General features: G+C 72.4%; 12 protein-coding genes and 1 pseudogene. 6 read left to right on the forward strand and 7 right to left on the reverse strand.

Annotated features, from left to right (window positions below; translation table 11 throughout):
* Positions 1 to 235: 235 nt before the first annotated feature.
* From WML84_RS06140 to gnd, 3 genes are all read left to right on the forward strand, one after another.
* Entirely contained in the window at positions 236 to 1,201 is a 966-nt protein-coding gene (locus WML84_RS06140; RefSeq protein ID WP_347345260.1) for a squalene cyclase, read from the forward strand.
* Positions 1,202 to 1,249: 48 nt separating this feature from the next.
* Positions 1,250 to 2,299 (forward strand): biotin/lipoate A/B protein ligase family protein, encoded by a 1,050-nt coding sequence (locus tag WML84_RS06145; RefSeq protein WP_347345261.1) that lies wholly within the window; start codon positions 1,250 to 1,252, stop codon positions 2,297 to 2,299.
* A 232-nt stretch (positions 2,300 to 2,531) separates the two neighbouring features.
* Positions 2,532 to 3,587, forward strand: coding sequence for a phosphogluconate dehydrogenase (NAD(+)-dependent, decarboxylating) (gene gnd, locus WML84_RS06150; protein ID WP_347345262.1), 1,056 nt, complete (start codon positions 2,532 to 2,534; stop codon positions 3,585 to 3,587).
* Between the two features lie 142 nt (positions 3,588 to 3,729).
* Here the strand turns inward: gnd and WML84_RS06155 are convergent, their stop codons facing one another.
* Positions 3,730 to 5,067, reverse strand: a complete 1,338-nt coding sequence (locus WML84_RS06155) for an MFS transporter (protein WP_347345263.1) — start codon at positions 5,065 to 5,067, stop codon at positions 3,730 to 3,732.
* Between the two features lie 326 nt (positions 5,068 to 5,393).
* On the opposite strand from WML84_RS06155, the gene WML84_RS06160 reads away from it, so the two are divergent.
* On the forward strand, positions 5,394 to 7,589 hold the full coding sequence (locus WML84_RS06160) for a glycoside hydrolase family 3 C-terminal domain-containing protein (RefSeq protein WP_347345264.1): 2,196 nt from the start codon (positions 5,394 to 5,396) through the stop codon (positions 7,587 to 7,589).
* Positions 7,590 to 7,668: 79 nt separating this feature from the next.
* Here the strand turns inward: WML84_RS06160 and WML84_RS06165 are convergent, their stop codons facing one another.
* The 3 genes from WML84_RS06165 to galT all read right to left on the reverse strand — a co-directional run bounded on the left by WML84_RS06165 (position 7,669) and on the right by galT (position 10,999).
* Positions 7,669 to 8,505 (reverse strand): alpha/beta hydrolase, encoded by an 837-nt coding sequence (locus tag WML84_RS06165; RefSeq protein ID WP_347345265.1) that lies wholly within the window; start codon positions 8,503 to 8,505, stop codon positions 7,669 to 7,671.
* A 140-nt stretch (positions 8,506 to 8,645) separates the two neighbouring features.
* Positions 8,646 to 9,824, reverse strand: coding sequence for a galactokinase (gene galK / locus WML84_RS06170; protein WP_347345266.1), 1,179 nt, complete (start codon positions 9,822 to 9,824; stop codon positions 8,646 to 8,648).
* Complete coding sequence (gene galT, locus WML84_RS06175) at positions 9,821 to 10,999, reverse strand: galactose-1-phosphate uridylyltransferase (RefSeq protein WP_347345267.1); 1,179 nt, start codon at positions 10,997 to 10,999, stop codon at positions 9,821 to 9,823. Before galT ends, galK begins: the two co-directional genes overlap by 4 nt.
* 163 nt (positions 11,000 to 11,162) lie before the next feature.
* Between galT and WML84_RS06180 the strand changes: the two genes are divergently transcribed.
* Positions 11,163 to 12,119: a LacI family DNA-binding transcriptional regulator gene (locus WML84_RS06180; protein WP_347345268.1), complete on the forward strand. Its 957-nt coding sequence runs from the start codon at positions 11,163 to 11,165 to the stop codon at positions 12,117 to 12,119.
* Between the two features lie 147 nt (positions 12,120 to 12,266).
* Here WML84_RS06180 and WML84_RS06185 read toward each other — a convergent pair whose 3' ends face one another.
* Both WML84_RS06185 and WML84_RS06190 read right to left on the reverse strand, forming a co-directional pair.
* Positions 12,267 to 13,997, reverse strand: coding sequence for an amidase (locus WML84_RS06185; protein WP_347345269.1), 1,731 nt, complete (start codon positions 13,995 to 13,997; stop codon positions 12,267 to 12,269).
* On the reverse strand, positions 13,994 to 15,037 hold the full coding sequence (locus tag WML84_RS06190; protein WP_347345270.1) for an agmatine deiminase family protein: 1,044 nt from the start codon (positions 15,035 to 15,037) through the stop codon (positions 13,994 to 13,996). The genes WML84_RS06185 and WML84_RS06190 overlap by 4 nt, the downstream gene beginning before the upstream one ends.
* 229 nt (positions 15,038 to 15,266) lie before the next feature.
* Between WML84_RS06190 and WML84_RS06195 the strand changes: the two genes are divergently transcribed.
* Positions 15,267 to 15,878: a TetR/AcrR family transcriptional regulator C-terminal domain-containing protein gene (locus WML84_RS06195; protein WP_347345271.1), complete on the forward strand. Its 612-nt coding sequence runs from the start codon at positions 15,267 to 15,269 to the stop codon at positions 15,876 to 15,878.
* Between the two features lie 42 nt (positions 15,879 to 15,920).
* Here WML84_RS06195 and WML84_RS06200 read toward each other — a convergent pair.
* Positions 15,921 to 16,040 (reverse strand): annotated as a pseudogene (locus WML84_RS06200) (UDP-glucose 4-epimerase GalE); the annotation flags it as partial.

Here is a 16,040-nt window from a genome sequence, read left to right on the forward strand (position 1 = left end):
CTCAACGAGGTCGTGCAGGACGACGTGCGCGCCGACATCGTGGCGTGGCTCGACGCGCGCTTCCCCGCCCGCACGCCCTGACCCGACGGCATCCGCCCCCGCCCGTCGCACCCCCGCATCCGCGACTCCATCGGTGCGTCGAGACTGCGTGCCCAGCGTGCAGTCTCGACGCGTGGTCGGAGTCTCGCGGGGGCGCCGGGCGAGCGACGTCGGATGCCGGGGGTAGCGTGCGGGCATGACCGTCGAACCGCGCGTGCTCGAATGGCTGCTCGACTCCGACCCGGCCCTGCGATGGCAGGTGGAGCGCGACGTCGCGCACGCCCCGGCCGAGACCTGGGAGGCGACGCGCGCGCGTGTCGCGACCGAGGGCTTCGGGGCTGCGCTGCTCGCCCGGCAGGATGCCGACGGTCAATGGGCCGGCGGGTCGTTCTTCCCGGCCGGCTTCTTCGACGGCGAGGAGGCGAAAGCTCCCGGGCAGCCGTGGGTCGCGACGACGTGGTCGCTCAGGGATCTCCGCGAGTGGGGGCTCGACGCGGCCGTGCTCGCCGGCACGGCGGACAAGCTCGCGGTCAATAGCCGCTGGGACTACGACGACCTGCCGTACTGGGGCGGCGAGGTCGACGTGTGCATCAACTCCTACACGCTCGCCGCCGGCGCGTGGCTCGGGGCCGACGTCTCCGAGCTCGCCGCGTGGTTCCCGGCTCATCGCCTCGCCGACGGCGGGTGGAACTGCGAGGCGGAGGAGGGCGACTCGGTCCGCTCGTCGTTCCACTCGACGCTCAACGCCGTGCGCGGCATGCTCGCCTACGAGCGACTCACCGGCGACGCCGGCCTGCGCGAGGCGCGGCACGGCGGCGAGGAGTACCTGCTGCAGCGACGGCTCCTGTACCGGCTCACGTCGGGAGAGCTCGTCGGGGACTTCGTCACGCGCTTCGTCCACCCGAGCCGGTGGCGCTACAGCGCGCTGACGGCGCTCGACCACTTCCGCGACGCGGCGCTGTGGGAGGCGACCCCGCCCGATCCGCGCCTGGCCGACGCGATCGAGGTCGTGCGCGCGGCCAGGCAGCCGGACGGCACGTGGCTGCAGACGACGCCGCTCGCAGGCCGCACCTGGTTCGACGTCGACGTCCCCGAGGGGCAGCGGTCCAGATGGCTCACGCTCATCGGCACGCGCGTGCTCGACTGGTGGGACGCCGCGTAGGTCGTTCCACAGCGGCGTCCGCGCGCCCCGCCGCCGTAGGCTGGGGCCATGCATGGCGAGTACAAAGTCCCCGGGGGCAAGCTGGTCGTGGTCGACCTCGAGGAGCGCGACGGCCGCATCGCCGCGTTCCGGCTGGCGGGCGACTTCTTCCTCGAACCCGACGAGGCGCTCGCCGACATCGACGCCGCCGTGACGGGCCTGCCTGCCACGGCCGACGTCGCCACGATCGCCGCCGCCGTCCGCGCGGCCCTTCCCGAGGGGGCCCAGCTGCTCGGCTTCACGCCCGAGTCGGTGGGTGTCGCCGTGCGCCGCGCGCTCGTCACGGCGCCGGACTGGCGCGACCTGGAGTGGGAGATCGTGCACGAGCGCGCCGTGTCGCCGCGCATGAACCTCGCCCTCGACGAGGTGCTCACCGCGCGCGTGGGCGACGGCCGCCGCCGCCCGACCCTGCGCATCTGGGAGTGGAACGAGTCCGCCGTCGTGATCGGCTCGTTCCAGTCGTACCGCAACGAGGTCGACCCCGAGGGGGCCGCGCGGCACGGCTTCGACGTCGTCCGCCGCATCTCCGGCGGCGGGGCCATGCTCATGGCGGCGGATGCCATCGTGACCTACTCGCTGTACGTGCCGGCATCCCTCGTCGCCGGGCTCACGTTCGCCGACTCGTACGCGTTCCTCGACGACTGGGTGCTGCAGGCCCTGCGCTCCCTCGGCATCGAGGCCACGTACCAGCCGCTCAACGACATCGCCTCGCCGGAGGGGAAGATCGGCGGGGCCGCGCAGAAGCGCCTGGCGGGCGGCGGCGTGCTGCACCACGCGACGCTCAGCTACGACATGGATGGCCAGGTGATGACGGAGGTGCTCCGCATCGGGCGCGAGAAGCTCAGCGACAAGGGCACGGTCTCGGCCGCCAAGCGCGTCGACCCGCTCCGGCGCCAGACCGGCCTGCCGCGCGAGGCGATCCTGGAGCGTCTCAAGGACACGTTCACGCGACTATACGGCGCCGTTCCGGGCCGGATCACGGCCGACGAGTACGCCGAGGCCGAGGCGCTCGTGGCCTCGAAGTTCGCCACCGAAGAGTGGCTGCACCGGGTTCCCTGACCGACCCCGGCGGGGCCGCGGGCGAGGCGGAGCCGGCGAGGCGCACGGTTCCTCCGTTCCCTTGACCGGGATGGCATCGGTCGGGCACGCTGGGTGTGCGTCAGGGCTCGCTCGACGCGCTCGCGGACTTCGCGAGGCGGCTGCCCGCCGAGGCCGCCGGACCGCGCATCCGCGATCCGGCCGCCGCTCGGATCAGCCGGAGGCACGTGCGTCGAACGAGGAGGAACTCGCCATGCAGCTCGCGATGATCGGTCTGGGACGGATGGGGGCGAACATCGTGCGCCGCCTCATGCGCGGAGGGCACGACTGCGTCGTCTACGACGTGAGCCCCGCCTCGGTGGCGGCGCTCGTGGAGGAGGGCGCCACCGGCGCCGACAGCTACGCCGACCTCGTCTCGAAGCTCGACGGCCCCCGCGTGGTGTGGCTCATGGTCCCGGCGTCGCTCACCGGCGGCATCGTCGACGAGATCGCGGAGCTGCTCGAGCCCGGCGACATCCTGATCGACGGCGGCAACTCGAACTACCGCGACGACGTGCGCCGCGGCGCCGCCCTGCGCGAGCGCGGCATCAACTACCTCGACATCGGCACGTCCGGCGGCGTCTTCGGCCTCGAGCGCGGCTACTGCCTCATGATCGGCGGGCCGGCGGATGCCGTCTCGCACATCGACCCGATCCTGCGGACGATCGCGCCCGGCGCGGGCGAGATCGAGCGGACCCCCGGGCGCACGGGCGACCTCGCGCCCGAGGAGCAGGGCTATCTGCACTGCGGTCCGACCGGCGCCGGCCACTTCGTGAAGATGGTGCACAACGGCATCGAGTACGGGATCATGGCCGCCTTCGCGGAGGGCCTCAACATCCTCGACAACGCCGACGCCGGGGTGCGCGAGGCCGAGCACTCGGCCGAGGTGGCGCCGCTGGAGGAGCCCGAGTACTACCAGTTCCCGATCGACACCGCGAAGGTCACCGAGCTGTGGCGCCGCGGGTCCGTGGTCTCGTCGTGGCTGCTCGACCTCACCGCGGCAGCGCTCGAGGCGAACCCCACGCTCGACGGGCTCGCCGGCCGCGTCTCCGACTCGGGCGAGGGTCGCTGGACGGTCAAGGCCGCCGTCGACATCGGCGTGCCGGTGCCGGTGCTCGCGGCATCGCTCTTCGAGCGCTTCGCGTCGCGCGACGAGGACCGCTTCGCCAACCAGGTGCTCTCGGCGATGCGCCTGCAGTTCGGCGGCCACCAGGAGCGCGCCGCCGGCGACGTGCTCGAGGCGGGGAGCCGCAAGGCCGACCACGGCTGATCCTGCACGCATACCGACCCGAATCCGGCCGCCCTCGATCCCGAGGGCGGCCGGACTCGTTCGTGCGGGACCGCGCGGTGCACAACGCCGAAGCGGCCGGCCGTCTCCGGCCGACCGCTTCGGGTCCTGTCTGTGCGACGGGCTATTTCACCGTCTTGATCGGGAAGATCACGACCGCGCCGATGAGGCAGGCCGCACCGCAGATCGAGAACCACAACCCGTAGTTGTTTCCGGTCGGGTCGTTGATGTAGACCATGATCGCGCCGATCATCGGGGCGAAGGTCTGCGGCAGGGCGTTGGCGATGTTGAACACGCCGAGGTCCTTGCCCGAGTCGTCCGGGTTGGGCAGCACGTCGACCACGAGGGCCATGTCGACGCCGACGTACATGCCGTACGCGATGCCGAGGAGCAGCTCGAGGAGGAAGAAGGTCTGCACGTCCTCGACGAAGATCAGCGCGGTGGTGCCGATCGCGAACAGCGCGGTCGAGCTCCAGACGAAGACCTTGCGTCGGCCGAGCTTGTCGGACAGCCAGCCGGAGGCGTAGCTGACGATGACGAGCGCGATCGTGTAGATCAGCACGCTGGTCGAGATCACCGACGGAATCTGCTCCTCGGGGACCTCGATGTGGTTCAGGAGGTAGAAGTAGCGGAACGCGGTGAAGCCGAAGCTCGCGAACGTGATCAGGAAGCGCGACCACCAGGCCAGCGCGTAGTCGGGGTGCTTGACCGGGCTGACCCAGAAGGTCTCGATGACCTCGCGGAAGGTCTGACGCTCCGGCTTGACCGGCAGGACCTGGTCGGGCAGCACGAACGCGAAGATGATCATCACGACGATCGCGAGGATCGACGGAGCGACGAACATGATGAACAGCTGGTCGGCGAAGAACTCGGCGACGTACGTGCCGCCGAGGATGCCGACGTTCTGCGCGATGCCCAGGGCGGCGGTGATCTTGCCGCGCTGGAACTTCGGCACGTGGTCGGCGATCGTGGCGATGAACGGCGCGAGCGTCATGTTCGCACCGAGCTGGGCGAGCGCCCATCCGACGGTCGCCATCAGCAGGCTCGGGGCGAGCGCCATGATGACGAAGGCGATCGTCATGATGACGGTGCCGAGCACGATCCAGATGCGGCGACGACCCCAGCGCGAGGTGGTGCGGTCGGAGACCTTGCCGAAGATCACGTTGGCGATGGTGGCGAACAGGGCGCCGACGCCGCCGAGCACGCCGGCGGCGGCCGTCGCGCCGTTCTCGGCGATCGCGCCCGCGTGGACGAGGTCCTGGATCTTGATGCCGATACCGACGATGGCCGGGCCGAGCAGGGCGATGAAGAAGAACAGCTGCGCCAGGAGCAGCCATGTCACGTAGCTCTTCGGGGCCGGCTCGGTGGGTTCCTTGAACCAGTGATGCTCGTGTGAAGCGACCCGGCTCGCGGCTGTCATGCCCGAGGGGTTGCCCGCAGCGGATCCGCTGACTGAACTCATGTGCTCCTGCCTCCTTTGGCGGGGGTTATTCGTGTGCACTTGCGGTGTTCCCGGGACTCGACCCGATCAACGGGTTCCCGGGCTGCGCGCTCGTCGGCCTTAAACCTAGCTGGATGAGGTTTCCATGCGCAACAAACACTCAGGTTTCTGTGTTATCGCAAGCAAAGCGTGATTTCGGGTGCCACGCGCCCGACGATCGTAGCCGAGTTTCTTCTCAGATCCGAAGCTTGTCGGGCCAAACACCGACTCGATAGGGTTTTCGGAGCGCACTGGCGATCGTCCGCCGTGCGCGCCCGAACGCCGACGAAGTCGAGAAGGGACTTTCCATGACCACTGCTGCCGATCTCACCCTCGAGGAGAAGGCGTCGCTCACCAGCGGGCGTGACTTCTGGACCACCAAGCCCGTCGAACGGGTCGGCGTGCCGTCGATCCTGATGACCGACGGCCCGCACGGCCTGCGCAAGCAGGGCGGCGCGACCGACCACCTGGGACTCGCCAACAGCATCCCGGCCACGTGCTTCCCGCCGGCGGTCGGGCTCGCGGCGTCGTGGGATGCCGCTCTGGCCGAGCGGGTGGGCGAGGCGCTGGGCGTGGAGTCGGCGATCGAGGACGTCGCGGTCATCCTCGGCCCGGGCGTGAACATCAAGCGGTCGCCGCTGTGCGGTCGCAACTTCGAGTACATGTCGGAGGATCCGATCGTGTCCGGTGTGATGGGCGCGGGTCTGGTCCGCGGCATCCAGTCGAAGGGAGTCGGCGCGTCGCTGAAGCACTTCGCCGCCAACAACCAGGAGACCGACCGCCTGCGGTCGTCGAGCGACGTCGACGCGCGGCCGCTGCGGGAGATCTACCTGCGCGCGTTCCACCACATCGTGGCCGAGACGCAGCCGTGGACGGTCATGTGCTCGTACAACAAGATCAACGGCGTGTACGCCTCGGAGGACCCGTGGCTGCTCACGCAGGTGCTGCGCGACGAGTGGGGCTTCGAGGGCCTGGTCGTCTCGGACTGGGGCGCCGTCAACGACCGCGTCGTGGGGCTCCCGGCGGGCCTGGATCTGGAGATGCCGACCAGCAGCGGACGCACCGACGCCCAGCTGGTGGCCGCGGTGCAGGCCGGCGAGCTCGACGAGAGGTACCTCGACATCGCGGCCGACCGTGTGCTCGACCTGGTGCGGAAGGCCGGGGAGCGTCCGGACGTGGAGGGGCCGCTCGACGTCGACGCGCACCACGCGCTGGCCCGTGAGGCCGCCGGACGGTCGATCGTGCTGCTGCGCAACGAGGGCGGGCTGCTGCCGCTCGACCCGGCCGGCTCGGTCGCCGTGATCGGCGAGTTCGCCCGTACCCCGCGTTTCCAGGGCGCCGGGTCGTCGCAGATCAACCCGACCCGCGTCGACAATGCGCTCGACGCGATCCGTGAGCAGGCGTCGGGCGACGTCGCCTTCGCCGCCGGGTTCACGCTCGACGGCGAAGGCGACGCCGACGCGCTCCGCGACGAGGCCGTCGCCGCAGCGGCCGCGGCCGACACGGCGGTGCTGTTCCTCGGCGTGCCGGCGGCGGAGGAGTCTGAGGGCTTCGACCGCACGCACATCGACCTATCGGCCGCGCAGCTCGCGCTCGTCGACGCCGTGCTCGCGGTGAACCCGCGCACGGTGGTCGTCCTCTCCAACGGTGGCGTGGTCGCCGTTCCGTTCCGCGACACGGTGCCGGCGATCCTCGAAGGCTGGCTGCTCGGCCAGGCCGGCGGCTCGGCGACGGCGGACGTGCTGTTCGGCGCGGTCAACCCGTCCGCCAAGCTCACCGAGACCGTTCCGCTCCGCCTGGAGGACAACCCGTCGTACGAGAACTTCCCGGGCGAGCTCGGCCACACCCGCTACGGCGAGGGCGTCTTCGTGGGCTACCGCTGGTACGACAAGCGCGGCCTCGACGTCGGCTTCCCGTTCGGCCACGGACTGTCGTACACGACCTTCGCGTACGGTGACGCCGCGGCATCCGTCGGCGAGGACGGCGACATCGCCGTCACCGTGCCGGTGACCAACACCGGCGACGTCGCCGGCCGCGAGATCGTGCAGGTCTACACCTCGCTCGAGCAGTCCGTCGTGGCGCGCGCGCCGCGCGAGCTCAAGGCGTTCGCGCTGGTCGACCTGCAGCCGGGCGAGTCCGCCGATGTCGTGCTCACGATCCGCCGCTCCGACCTGGCCTATTGGGACGTCCGCGTCGACGGGTGGATCGTCGAGGGCGGCGAGTACGCCGTCGAGGCGGGTGCCTCCAGCCGGGACCTCCGCACCCGCACGTCGGTCGCCGTCGACGGGGACGCGGTGGAGCTCCCGCTGAGCATGGCCTCGTCGATCGAGGAGGCGCTCGAGCACCCCGTTGCGGGACCGGTGCTGCTCGAGAAGATCCAGGCCAAGTTCGGCGGGGACATGTCGCTGCTGCCCGTCATCGGCAACTTCCCCCTCGATCGCCTCGACGGCTTCCCGCTGCCGCGCGCCGAGATCGTCGAGCTCATCGAGAACGCGACCCGCTGACCGGGCTTCCGGCAGACCGAGACGCCCCGATCCTCCGCGGAGGGCCGGGGCGTCTCGTCGTCGTGTGCGACGGAGCGCGTCAGTCGCGCAGGAACGCGAGCAGCGCCTCGTTGACCTCGTCTCCGTGCGTCCACAGCAGGCCGTGCGGCGCTCCCTCGATCTCGACGTAGGTCGCCTCGGGGAGGAGCTCGCGGAACTTGCGGGCCGTCTTGTCGATCGGCAGCACGTTGTCGGCGGTGCCGTGCAGGATGAGCGCGGGCACCGTGATCGCCGGGATGTCGTCGCGGAAGTCGGTCGGCCACGTCAGCGGCGCGGCCGCGATCGCGGTGTTGCCGGCCCGGTTGCCCGTCGCGACGCTCGCCGCGAGCGCCTCGTCCGAGATGCGCGTGCCGAGGTTCTCGTCGAGGTTGTAGAAGTCTTGGAAGAACCCGGTCAGGAACGCGTACCGGTCCTTCAGGACGTCGGCGCGGATGCCGTCGAAGAACTCCTGCGGGCCGGCGCCGTCCGGATGCTCGTCGGTGATCAGCAGGTAGGGCTCGAGCGAGCCGAGGAACGCCGCCTTCGCGACGCGCTCCGCGCCGTAGCGGGAGAGATAGCGCGCGATCTCGCCGGTGCCCATCGAGAAGCCGACGAGCACCGCGTCGCGCAGGTCGAGCTCCTCCATGAGCGCGTGCAGGTCGGCGGCGAACGTGTCGTAGTCGTAGCCGGAGCCGGCCTTGGTCGAGTCGCCGAATCCGCGCCGGTCGTAGGCGACGACGCGGTGGCCGGCGTCGAGCAGCGCCGCCTGCTGCTTGCCCCACGACTCGCCGTCGAGTGGGAAGCCGTGGATCAGGACGACCGGCTGACCGGACCCCTGGTCGGTGTAGGACAGTTCGATGTCGACCGAGTTCTCGGTCGCGACCGTGATGTAGGCCATGGTTGCTCCTGACGGGCGGGGGACGGATGCCTCACCCATCGTCGACGCTACGGGAAGCCGTCGCCGCGATGCCAGGGGGTGGCATCCCGTCCCGCTCTCCGCTAGCCCGTCGCGCGTGCCCATCCGCAGCCGGGGCGCGGTCAGGCGTCGCGGCCGGCGCCTCGGGAGGCCGCGACCGGGAAGACGTGCGGCGCGGCGAAGCCGGCGTCGGCGAACGACGCCGTGACGGCGGAGGCCACCGCCTCGACGTGCTCGTCGGGCACGAGCGCGATCGCCGCGCCGCCGAAGCCGCCGCCGGTCATGCGCGCGCCGATCGCGCCGGTCGCCCGCGAGGTGTCGACCGCGAGGTCGAGCTCGGGCACCGAGATCTCGAAGTCGTCGCGCATCGACGCGTGCGAGGCATCCAGCAGGCCGCCGATCGCGCGCGGGCCGTGCGCGCGGAGCGTCTGCACCGTGTCGAGCACGCGCTGGTTCTCGGTCACGATGTGGCGCACGCGGCGGAACGTGACGTCGTCGAGCAGTTCCTGCGCACGCGGCAGGTCGTCGACGGAGAGGTCGCGCAGCGCCGGCACGCCCATGACCGCCGCGCCGCGCTCGCACGCGGCGCGGCGCTCGCCGTAGCCGCCGGTCGAGTGCGCGTGCTTCACGCCGGTGTCGATGACCAGCAGCGTCAGGCCCGCGGGGCCGAAGCCGAGCTCGACCACCTCGGTCTCGAGGCTCCGGCAGTCGAGGAAGATCGCGGCATCCGCCTCGCCGAGCATCGACGCGAGCTGGTCCATGACGCCGGTCGGGGCGCCCACGGCCTCGTTCTCGGCGCGCGTGCCGGCGGTCGCGAGCGCGACGCGGCCCATGCCCAGACCCCACACGTCGTTCAGGGCGGATGCCGTGGCCCCCTCGATCGCGGCCGACGACGAGAGCCCGGCGCCCACCGGCACGTCGGAGGCGAAGGCGAGGTCGACACCGCCGAGAGTCACGGCATCCGCGCCGGACGCCTGGATCAGCGCCCACGCCACCCCGAGCGGGTAGCGCGCCCACTCCGCGACGTCGTCGCGGCGCGCCGGGAACAGGCCGTCGAGGTCGGTCAGCGCCACCTCGACGGGGTCGGCGTCGAAGGTCGAGACGACGCGGATGCGGCCGTCGTCGCGGTGGCGCAGGGCGACGTGCGTGCGCTCGCCGATCGCGAAGGGGAAGACGAAGCCGTCGTTGTAGTCGGTGTGCTCGCCGATGAGGTTCGCCCGGCCGGGTGCCGACCACGTGCCGTCCGGCTCGGTGCCGGTGAGCTCGACGAGGAGCGCGCGCGCCGCGCCGACCGCGCTCACGCCGCCACCCCCTCGACCGCGTCGCGCAGGCGGGCGGCGGACGTCTCGGGCGGCACGTCGCCGATCCAGGCGCCCATGGCGGCCTCCGAGCCGGCGAGGAACTTGAGCTTGTCGGCCGCGCGGCGCGGCGAGGTGAGCTGCAGGTGCAGGCGCATCGTGTCGCGCGCGACGTGCACCGGCGCCTGATGCCAGGCCGCGATGTACGGCGTCGGCGTGTCGTACAGCGCGTCGACGCCGCGGAGGAGGCGCAGGTAGAGGGGAGCGAGCTCGTCGCGCTCGGCATCCGTCGTCTCGGCGAGATCGGCCACGTGCCGGTGCGGCATGACGTGCACCTCGAGGGGCCATCGGGCGGCGAACGGCACGAACGCGGTCCAGTGCTCGCCGCGCAGGATCACACGCTCCGACGCCTGCTCGAACTCGAGGATGCGTGCGAACAGGTCGGGTCCGGTGCGTTCGATCGCGTCGAGCGTGCGCGCGGTGCGGGGCGTGACGTACGGGTAGCCGTAGATCTGGCCGTGCGGGTGCGGGAGCGTCACACCGATGGCCTCGCCGCGGTTCTCGAACGGGAACACCTGCTCGATGCCGGGGAGGGCCGACAGCGCGGCGGTGCGGTCCGCCCACGCCTCGATCACGGTGCGGGCGCGCGTGACGGTCTGGGTGCCGAACGACCCCTCGTGCTCGGGGCTGAAGCACACGACCTCGCAGCGGCCGGCGCTCGTGCGCGTGCGGCCGAGGCCGAGCTCGGCGAGGTCGGCGAGCCCGTGCGGCGGGTCGGCGGCGGCAGGGGCGTCGCCGTGCGCCTCGGCGAGGGCGGGACCGAACGAGGGCGAGCGGTTCTCGAAGACCGCGACGTCGTAGCGCGACGGGATCTCGGACGGATTGGTCGCCGTCTGCGGCGCGAGCGGGTCGAGCTCGGCGGGCGGGAGGAACGCACGGTTCTGCCGAGCGGCGGCCACCGAGATCCAGTCGCCGGTGAGCACGTCCAGCCGCATCGTCGCGGTGCCGGGACGCGGGTCGAGCGCACGCGCGTCGACCGCGCGCTCGGGGCCGAGCGTGGAGCCCGGATCGTCGTAGTAGATGAGCTCGCGGCCGTCGGCGAGGCGCGTGGCGCGCTTGATCACACCGGCGCCGAGCGCCTCGGCCGGAGAATCCGGACCGTTCTGAGAAATGTTCACGTCAACACGGTAGCAGGAGGGCTATGTTAGCGTCAACAAGTCTGAGTTCAGGACGCATGACGAGGGAGCCGGTGTGGCACGTGACGTGAGGAGCGACCTCCTTCGCCTCGAGCACGAGGAGAAGCGGCGCCCGGAGACGCCGGCCGGCGGGGGACGGGTATCGATGGCGCACGTCGCCGCGCGCGCCGGAGTGTCGGGCCAGACCGTCAGCCGCGTCGTCAACGGCAGCCCGCACGTCGAGGAGAAGACGCGCGTGCGCGTCGAGCGGGCCATGGTCGAGCTCGGCTACCGCCCGCACCGCGCCGCGCGGGCGCTGCGGACCGGGCGCACCCGCACGATCGGCGTCGTCGTGGCCACGCTCGAGACGGTCGGCAACTCCCGCATGCTCGAGGCGCTCGCCGAGGCGGCGTCCGACCGCGGCTACGCCCTCGTCGTGGTGCTCGCGCGAGGTGCGGATGCCGTGGCCGACGCCTTCGACCGGCTCCGTGACCAGGGCGTCGACGGCGCGATCGTCCTCAACGAGGCCACGACCCTGGCTCGCGCGGTCTCGCTCCCCGCCGATCTGCGCCTGGTCGTGGTCGACTCGCCGCCCGACGCGCGGTTCTCCATCGTGCAGACCGATCACGCCGGGGGAGCGCGCGCCGCGACGGCGCACCTGATCGCGCTCGGGCGGCGTTCCGTCCACCACCTCGCCGGGCCGGTCGGGTCGTTCGCCGCGGCCGAGCGCGAGCGCGGCTGGCGCGAGGCGCTCGCCGAGGCGGCCTTCGACGCACCCTCGCCGACGCACGGCGACTGGTCCGCGGCATCCGGCTACGACCGGGCCGGCGCGCTCGTCGCCGCCGGCGCCGATGCGATCTTCGCCGCGAACGACCAGTTGGCGCTCGGCGCGCTCCGCGCCCTCGCCGAGGCGGGGCGCCGCGTGCCCGACGACGTCGCGGTGGTCGGCTTCGACGGCATCGCCGACGGCGCCGACTACCAGCCGCCACTGACGACGGTCCGCCAGGACTTCGCGCAGCTGGCCGCGCGCGCGGTCGCCCGGCTCGTGGCGGCCATCGAGCAGGACGCGCCCCCGGCCACCGACACCGTCGCCGCGGCGCTCGTCGTCCGAGCGAGCGCGTAGCCCCCGCTGACGCGGTCTCTCGGCGAGCGCAGGGCTGTGTGCAGCGTCGCCCGCTCGCGAGTCACTGCCCCAGCTCCCACTAACTGCGCTGGAGCGACGTGAGTCGACGGGAAGACAGTGACTCGGCGAGAAGGCAGGGGATGCGACTCAGAGCCGGGGCGTGCGGGGCGGCTCCGTACGACGCGCGCCGGGCGCTCCGATCGCCTCGAAGGCGCAGGCCAGACGCAGCAGCGCGCTGTCGTCGTAGGCGCGGCCGACGATGGTCAGGCCGATCGGCATCCCGATGTCGGCCATGAGGCCCATCGGCACGGTGACGCTCGGGATGCCGAGGTGGCGCATCGCGAGGTTGCCGTTCGCGATCCAGGTGCCGTTGCGCCACGCGAGGTCGGCGGAGGCCTCGTTCACGTCGGTGTCGGCGGGACCGACGTCGGCGACGGCGGGGAACACCACGGCGGCGAGACCGTGCTCGTCCATCCACGCCTCGAGGTCGAGGCGACGGGTCTCCTCGAGTCCGCGCAGGCCGTCGGCCAGTTCCGGCATGTCGGCGAGACCGGCACCGGGATGCGCACGGACCCATTCGGGGTACTCGGCGATGTCGTCGTCGAAGCCCGTGTAGCGGTCGGGGAGCGCGCCCTCGGGGTGCGGGAAGATCGCGGCGCCGTCGACGTCGGCGAGCGTGTGCAGCGCGGGGTCGCCGTTGGCGCGCAGGAAGTCCTCCCAGCCCCACGCCGACAGGTCGACGATCTCGCGCTTCAGGTACGCCGGCGACACGAGCCCGCGCGTGGCGATCGTCGGCGCACCCGGGCGGTCGCCCTCATAGTTCGACACGACGGGGAAGTCCACCTCGACCACGACGGCGCCCGCGCGCTCGAGGTCGGCGCGCGCGGCCTCCCAGCGGGCGACGACGCTGGGGCGGGTCTCGATGCGCTGCCCGGTGGGTCCGCCGATGCCCGGACTCTCGGCCGTGCCGGCCTCGGCATCGGCGCCTATGTACATGCGCGGGATGCCGATGCGTGCGCCCGCGAGCACCGCGGCGCCGGCGGCGGCATCGGCGACGTCGAGCGCCGGATACGACGCCGGGCGCACGGCGGACGCCGCGGGCAGCGCCACCCAGGGCTGGACGCGCCAGAAGTCGCCGCGGCTCTCGACGTCGTCGGCGACGACGACGTCGAGCACCTCGAGGAGGTCGGCCATCGAGCGCGTGTGCGGGACGACGACGTCCATGGTGGGGACGAGCGGCCAGTTGCCGCGCACCGAGATGACGCCCCGCGAGGGCGTGTACGCGCACAGGGCGTTGTTGGTCGCGGGTCCGCGTCCGCTCGACCAGGTCTCCTCGCCGAGCCCGAACGCCGCGAACGACGCGGCGGTCGCCGTGCCGGACCCATTGGACGACCCGGACGCGAACGGCGCGGTGAGGTACCCCGCGTCGTAGGGGCTCTCGGCCCGCCCGTAGACTCCGCGCTGCATGCCGCCGTTGGCCATCGGAGGCATGTTGGTCAGCCCCAGGCAGATCGCGCCGGCGGCGCGGAGCCGCTCGATCGTGAAGGCGTCGCGCTGGGCGACCAGTTCCGCGAACGCGGGCGAGCCCGAGGCGGCGGTGAGTCCGCGGACCAGGTAGCTGTCCTTGGCCGTGTACGGGATGCCGTCGAGCGGTCCCAGGACCGCACCGCGGGCGCGGCGATCGTCCGAGGCCGCCGCCTCGGCGCGCGCGTGCGGGTTGCGGACGACCACGGCGTTGAGCGCCGTCTCGGTGCCCGGCGCGTCGTAGGCGTCGATGCGCGCGAGGTAGGCGTCCACGAGCTCGGCGGCCGTGGTCTCGCCGCTCTCCAGGGCGGCGCGCAGTTCGGCGATCGAGCGCTCCACGACGTCGTAGGTCATGCGTCCACCTTAGGGAGGGCGGGCTGCTGCTGGGTGATGCAGTGGATGCCGCCGCCGCGGGCGAACAGCGGCCGCGCGTCCACGGTCACCACGCGGCGTCCGGGGTAGGCCTCGGCGAGGATCTCGCGAGCCCGCGTGTCGGCGTGCTCGTCGCCGAAGCCGCACGCGATCACGCCGTCGTTCGCGACGAGGTGGTTCACGTAGCTCCAGTCCACGAAGCCCTCCTCGTCGCGCAGCGTGGCGGGGGCGGGAAGGTCGACGACCTCGAACGTGCGGCCGGCGGCATCCGTCTGCCCGGAGAGGAACGCTCGCAGCTCCGCCGTCACGGCGTGGTCGGGATGCGCGGGGTCCGACTGGGCGTGCAGGAGGACCCGGCCCGGCGAGGGGAGGGTCGCGACGATGTCGACGTGGCCGTTCGTGCCGAACTGCTCGTAGTCGCGCGTGAGCCCGCGGGGGAGCCACACGGCCGTGGTCGCACCGATCGTGCGGGCGAGCTCCGCCTCCACGCGGGCCCGGTCCAGGTACGGATTGCGCCGCCGGTCGAGCTGCACGGTCTCGGTCAGGAGGACCGTGCCCTCGCCGTCGACGTGGATGCCGCCGCCCTCGTTCACGAGCGTCGAGCTGACGAGCTCGGCGCCGGTCGCCCGCGCGACGACGCGGGCGTGCTCGGCGGAGAGCCGCCACTGCGCCCAGGCGGGGGCGCCCCAGCCGTTGAACACCCAGTCCACCGCGCCGAGCACGCCGGGCCGCTCGTCGTCGACGACGAAGGTCGGACCGGTGTCGCGCATCCAGAACTCGTCGACCGGCGCCTCGAGGATCTCGACGTGGCCGCCGAGCATGCGCCGGGCGCGGGCCGTCTCGGCCGGGTCGACGACCATGGTGACCGGCTCGAACTCGGCCACCGCGTGCGCCACGGCGGTCCAGGTCGCGTAGCCCTCTTCGCGCTGGGCGTCGTCGTCGCCGAGCGTCACGCCCTCCTTCGGGAACGCCATCCAGGTGCGCTCGTGCGGGGCGGTCTCGGACGGCATGCGCCAGGCCATGGGTTCTCCTTCGTTTCGCGTGTCGGTGTCTGCGCGCGAGCGGCGCGCGCTCAGTCCTCGGCCTCGTACGCGAGTCTGCCCCCGACGACGGTGCGCAGCACGCGAGCCTCGAGCGACGGCGTCGGCGATCCATAATCAAATGGTGTTCGGTTTATTATGCCCGGTGGGTGCTCCGAGGGGAAGGGCCGATTCTGACGCAGACTGGTGCGGAGGGATCGGAGGCGACCGGATGCCGCGACCACGCACGCCGCTGCTGTCGACCGACCGCATCGGCGACGCCGCGATGGAGCTCGTCGACGCCGGGCGGCCGTTCGGCGTCAACGCGGTCGCTCGTCATCTGGGCGTCACGCCGTCGTCGCTGTACCACCACGTGTCGGGCCTGGACGAGATCGTCGAGCTCATGCGCGGCCGGTTCGCGGAGCGCTATGCGCCGCGCATGGCGGAGGGCGACTGGGACCACGCGGTCGCGGAGGCGTTGCGCGTGCAGCGCCGGATGTACGGCGAGCACCCCCTCCTCGTGCCGCTCCTCTCCGGCAAGACCGTCGTCGACCGGCGCTCGTTGCTCTGGTACGAGCAGATCGCCGCGGCGCTCGTCCGCGGCGGCTTCCGCGACGACGAGCTCGTGATCGCGCTGAGCGTGATCGACGCGTTCGCGTTCGGCTTCGGGCTCGACCTCGCCAGCCCGGCGGAGGCGTGGACCGCGACCGACGACGTGCCCGTGCTCAGCCGGGCCCTCGCGGCTCCGCTGCCGCCCCGGGGACGTCGCGACGAGGCGTTCGAATGGGGTCTGCGCATGCTGCTCGACGGACTGCGCGCCCGTCTCGCGGATCGCGCCGGCTGAGCCGCGCCGCACGGGAGGCGTGCGCGTCGCGCGGACCAGGAGTCAGGTCTGGGTGCTTTGGCGGGCGTGCCAGCCGGTGCGGACCATGTCGTCGACGGTGTATCGGTTGGCCCAGTCGAGGTCGCGGGCGGCGAGGTCGCCGGTGGCGACGATGCGGTCGGG

Source organism: Microbacterium sp. (assembly GCF_039812165.1).
GTDB lineage: Bacteria > Actinomycetota > Actinomycetes > Actinomycetales > Microbacteriaceae > Microbacterium.